Here is a 4,271-nt window from a genome sequence, read left to right as displayed (position 1 = left end):
TGTAAATCGGCTGATCTGACAGCGAGGCCATCATCACGCGCGTGCCTCCTGCTTCTTGACGATCAGCGCAACAAGCCGGCGGGTGATTGGCGCGACCACCAGAACAACCGGAAAGGCAATGAACCACGACAGCAGCCAAGCATTCATCCACATGCCGATAAACCCATCGGCCAAGCCCGCATTGCGCAGCGTGGCGATTGCAGAGACGACAGCGGACATCAGGCCAGAGAGCACGAAACCGAAGAGATAGGGGGCAAAGCGAGCAGGCATCTGGAACTCCATTTTTCGAGATGCTTGTCAGATAGCCGCCCAAAAGGTATTGCGGAACGCGCACTGTTCGCACTTTATCCATGCATCTGACGCCATGTATCAATGGGGTGCCTATGCCTGATTTGAACCTTCTGGTGACGCTTGATGTTCTGCTATCCGAAGGCAGCGTGGCCGGGGCCGCGCGCCGCCTGCACCTCAGCCCCTCTGCGATGAGCCGGGCCCTTGCGCGGTTGCGCGAGGTTACTGGCGACCCGTTGCTGGTGCGGGCTGGAAGGGGCCTTGTGCCCACGCCCCGTGCGATAGAGCTTCGCGCGCAGGTCGGCGCACTTGTTGACGGTGCGAATGCGGTGCTGCGGCCGACCGAAAAACTTGATCTTGGCAAGCTGAAACGTCGCTTCACTTTGCGAACCAGCGAGGGCTTTGCGGAAACTTTCGGCCCCAAGCTTCTTGCGCTTGTGGCAGAGCAGGCACCCGGTGTGACACTGCATTTTCTTACCAAACCCGATAAACGAAGCGCGCCCCTGCGCGAAGGCGATGTCGATATCGAGACCGGGGTGATCGACGCGCAAACTGCGCCGGAGCTGCGCAACCTGCCCCTTTTCGAAGATCGGTGGGTGGGGGTAACGCGAGAAGATCATCCTCTGGCGCAGGGCAAGCTGACGGTCAGCGATTTTGCTGCCAGTGGTCATATCCTTGTGTTGCGCGACGGCCTGCACGGCGCAGAAATCGATGAGGCGATCCGCGTGGCTGGCCTCGAACGGCGCATCAGCGCGGTGGTAAACGGCTTTTCTACGGCTCTTGCATTGGCGCGCGAGACGCAACTGGTCGCAACTGTGCCAGAGCGCCATACCGAGGGGCTGCGCAAGGGCATGTGCAGCTTTTCGCTGCCGGTCGATGTGGCACCGTTCACGGTTTCCATGCTTTGGCATCCACGAATGGATGGCGATCTGGCGCACCGTTGGCTGCGTAGCTCTGTCCGGAGTGTCTGCGCGCTGCGGCGGGGCGCAAAGCCGAAAGAATAAATCGCGCAGACATGGCGTTCCGTGCACGGATGAAGTGCATACGGCGCGCGTTCTGCCATGTTCGTGGCTAGGCTATGGTGTTTGTCACTTGTTTCCATCGAGGGAAGGGGGCTTCGCATGACCGCGCTTTCGACATCTGCTCCGGAAAGCGAGCATCTATCGGTTTTAGGCGCAACGAACAGAAGTGCTGCGGCGTCTCGCGGTTCTCATGCGAAGGCGCAGTTCCTGGCAAGGATGACGGGCTTTCTTTTCCTCGTCACTTTCGCAACCTCGATCCCGGCGCTGTTCTGGTTCTACGCGCCAGCCCTCAAAGACCCGGCCTTTATCTTGGGCGAAGGGCTTGACCCCCGCATTTCAGTGGGCGCGCTTCTCGAACTTGTCCTGATCTTGGCCAATGTCGGCACGGCCCTTGCTCTCTATCCGGTTCTCAAAGCGCGGTTTGAAGTTCTTTCACTGGGTTTTGTCGTAGCTCGGCTTACCGAATCCGGTTTCATCGCGGTTGGCATCATTGCGATGATGGCGTTGAATACGCTGCGTTTGCACGCAAGTGGGGCGGACGATGGCGTGCTGCTCGGGATTGGCCAAGCGCTTGTGGCCATTCATGACTGGACCTTCCGCATCGGGCCGGGCGTCGTCGTGGGCATCGGGAACGGCCTGATCCTCGGCTATATAATGTGGAGAACGCGGCTGGTGCCGCGGGCCATGTCGATTCTTGGGCTGATCGGCGGCCCTTGCCTGCTTGTCGCTGGCATAGCCGTTCTTTTTGGCTGGATAGAGGCGGGCTCTGCCGTGCAGGCCATTGCCACCGTGCCAGAGTTCTTCTGGGAGCTTTCGTTGGGTATCTGGCTGCTCGTGAAAGGGTTCAGCGCGTCTGCCTTGTCCGAACTGGAAGATCGGGCTGCGGGCTGATCGGATCGTTTCCCTAGCCGAAACGGGGGCTGGTTCGCCTTAAGCCCGACGTCAGCCATGCGCCGCTTTCACGATCGAAGCGGGGCATGGGCCGGTTGCCAAGTTTCATGCAATCACGCGCCTCGGGTGAAGTCGCTCAGAACGGTCATGGTGTCTACTTCGATGCCAAAGGGCGCGGCGCTGAGCTTGTCGATGAAGGCAGAAAGGGCCTCGGCGTCGTGGACCTCTACTTCGACAACTGCATCAATCGGCCCGGCGACAGACCAATAGCCACGAACCTCTGGCAGGCTACGCAGATACGCCAAGGCTGGCGCGCAGGGCCGCACACCAAGGCGCGTCATCAGCAGCGCGCGATGCGGCCTTGTTGAGAATGGCAAGTGGATGTCTGCGTGATAGCCGCGGATCGTGCCCTGTTCTTCCAGCCGCCGCACACGTGCTTGGGTCGCGGGCCGTGACAGATGAACCCTTTCAGAAAGCTCTGTCATCGACATCCGCCCATCCCCGGCAAGAAGTTCGAGGAGCCGACGGTCGGTCCTGTCAAGTTCTCCGGGGTCGGCCATGATTTCAATCTTTCTGCGAATAGTAGGCATCTTCCGACGTTCCGCAAATCGCCGCAAGGACCGGAATACTTTAAATCTCTTTTCGTCAAACGAAAGGAAAACAACATGCAGAAGATCGAAGCGCGTGATTTTACGGCCAAGACGGCTTGGGCAGCCATGGATATCGCAGATATCGAGGGCGCAACCGTTCGGCTGCATTGGACAGACCAGCCCTACGTCTGGCACGTCAATGAGGGCGAAGAGGTTTTCGTGGTGCTGGACGGATCGGTCGCGATGAAGTTCCGCGATGCCTCGGGCGAGCATGAAGTGCCGCTGATGCCCGGCGATATATTCCACGCCGAAAACGGCGATGAACATCTTGCCGTGCCAAATGGCGTAGCCCGGATTCTGGTTATCGAAAAACGCGGAAGCGTTTGAAGGGCAAAAGGAAGCATGAGGGCAGGGTGGGCCGCGAAAGCGCAGTTTTCGCGGCTTTGCCGCGGCGCGGGGAAAGCGGATGCAAGTGGTCGTGCACGGCCTCTCCGCGCTGCTATTCTGGTTGCTGCCCATGGATTTAAGCAAACCGGGCCGCGTCATTCTGAATGTGGTGCCCGCGATAGATTCAGCGTCAAGAATCCCTAGACGGCATTTCCAAGTTTTGCCAGTTTGCGTGGAATGTGAAGCCACGGGGCTGCAACCGATCTGCCGACGGTCTTTGCCCTGCTTATGATTATAAGAAGGTAGAAATGAGCCAAAACATTCGCACAGTTTCACTTGCCGACATGTCTTTGCGCGAGGCATGCGATATGTTTAACCAGAGTTATCAGCACTACATCGTGCCGATCACCTTCGATCTGCCGATGCTGACCCGCCGGATACAGGCCGAAGACATCGATCTTATTTCGAGCCGCTTGTTGCAAGACGATGCTGGCGCGCCTGCCGGAATCATGCTGATCGCCCGCCGTGGCCGCATAAGCCGGTTGGCCGGGCTTGGCATCATCCCGGAACGGCGCGGGGCGGGGATGGGTTCGCGGGCCGTGGCACTCGCCATAGCCGAAGCCCGCGCGCGCGCCGATACACATATGATCCTTGAAGTGATCGAAACGAACACCGTTGCGATTTCGACCTATTCGAGGGCGGGTTTCGTTTCGCGCCGCAGGTTGGTGGGGTACACGCATGACCCTGTGCAGGCCGAAGATGGCGCGGTGGCCTGCTCGATAGATCACGCCTTGGCGTTGCTGATGTCAGCCTATCCATCCGATCCGAGTTGGCAATTCTCACCGGTCTGTTTTGCAGGCACCAGCGCCAGTTACGACGCGTTTCGGACAGAGGACAACAGCGCGGCGGCACTGGTGGATGGCACAGGCGCCACAGCGCGCCTTCTGGCCTTCGCCGTCACACCCACAGAGCGGCGAAAAGCTGTTGGTCGCCGCTTCATGAAGGCTTTGTTGGGCCGTTTCCCGAACAAACCCTGGGCCATCTCGGCAGCGATGCCTGAAAACCAAGCAGCCGCCTTTCTGACGGCGACGGG

At 59.4% G+C, this 4,271-nt stretch carries 6 protein-coding genes; 4 read left to right on the top strand and 2 right to left on the bottom strand.

All coding sequences use genetic code 11. The annotated features are described in order from the left end of the window. Window positions 1-33 precede the first annotated feature (33 nt). Entirely contained in the window at window positions 34-270 is a 237-nt protein-coding gene (locus tag ABY403_RS14130; protein WP_372841467.1) for a DUF2798 domain-containing protein, read from the bottom strand. Between the two features lie 113 nt (window positions 271-383). Between ABY403_RS14130 and ABY403_RS14125 the strand changes: the two genes are divergently transcribed. Both ABY403_RS14125 and ABY403_RS14120 read left to right on the top strand, forming a co-directional pair. After that, window positions 384-1,292, top strand: coding sequence for a LysR family transcriptional regulator (locus ABY403_RS14125; protein ID WP_372841466.1), 909 nt, complete (start codon window positions 384-386; stop codon window positions 1,290-1,292). A 234-nt stretch (window positions 1,293-1,526) separates the two neighbouring features. After that, window positions 1,527-2,201, top strand: coding sequence for a DUF4386 domain-containing protein (locus tag ABY403_RS14120; RefSeq protein ID WP_372841465.1), 675 nt, complete (start codon window positions 1,527-1,529; stop codon window positions 2,199-2,201). Between the two features lie 113 nt (window positions 2,202-2,314). On the opposite strand, the gene ABY403_RS14115 is transcribed toward ABY403_RS14120, so the two are convergent. Then, a complete protein-coding gene (locus ABY403_RS14115; protein WP_372841464.1) occupies window positions 2,315-2,761 on the bottom strand; it encodes an Lrp/AsnC family transcriptional regulator in 447 nt (148 codons plus the stop codon). A 105-nt stretch (window positions 2,762-2,866) separates the two neighbouring features. Between ABY403_RS14115 and ABY403_RS14110 the strand changes: the two genes are divergently transcribed. Then, on the top strand, window positions 2,867-3,178 hold the full coding sequence (locus tag ABY403_RS14110) for a cupin domain-containing protein (protein ID WP_372841463.1): 312 nt from the start codon (window positions 2,867-2,869) through the stop codon (window positions 3,176-3,178). Between the two features lie 308 nt (window positions 3,179-3,486). Continuing rightward, window positions 3,487-4,271 (top strand): GNAT family N-acetyltransferase (locus ABY403_RS14105; protein WP_372841462.1); only part of this gene is annotated, 785 nt, incomplete at its 3' end.

Source organism: Phaeovulum sp. (genome assembly GCF_041596715.1).
In the GTDB taxonomy this organism is placed as follows: domain Bacteria; phylum Pseudomonadota; class Alphaproteobacteria; order Rhodobacterales; family Rhodobacteraceae; genus UBA6213.
Note: the sequence above shows the minus strand (reverse complement) of the source record. Positions and strands in the feature narration are given on the sequence as shown.

Bases quoted from the DNA above. Each gene is read 5' to 3' on its own strand.
- ABY403_RS14115 (WP_372841464.1), bottom strand. From the start codon at position 2,761: ATGGCCGACCCCGGAGAACTTGACAGGACCGACCGTCGGCTCCTCGAA.
- ABY403_RS14120 (WP_372841465.1), top strand. From the start codon at position 1,527: ATGACGGGCTTTCTTTTCCTCGTCACTTTCGCAACCTCGATCCCGGCG.
- ABY403_RS14130 (WP_372841467.1), bottom strand. From the start codon at position 270: ATGCCTGCTCGCTTTGCCCCCTATCTCTTCGGTTTCGTGCTCTCTGGC.
- ABY403_RS14110 (WP_372841463.1), top strand. From the start codon at position 2,867: ATGCAGAAGATCGAAGCGCGTGATTTTACGGCCAAGACGGCTTGGGCA.
- ABY403_RS14125 (WP_372841466.1), top strand. From the start codon at position 384: ATGCCTGATTTGAACCTTCTGGTGACGCTTGATGTTCTGCTATCCGAA.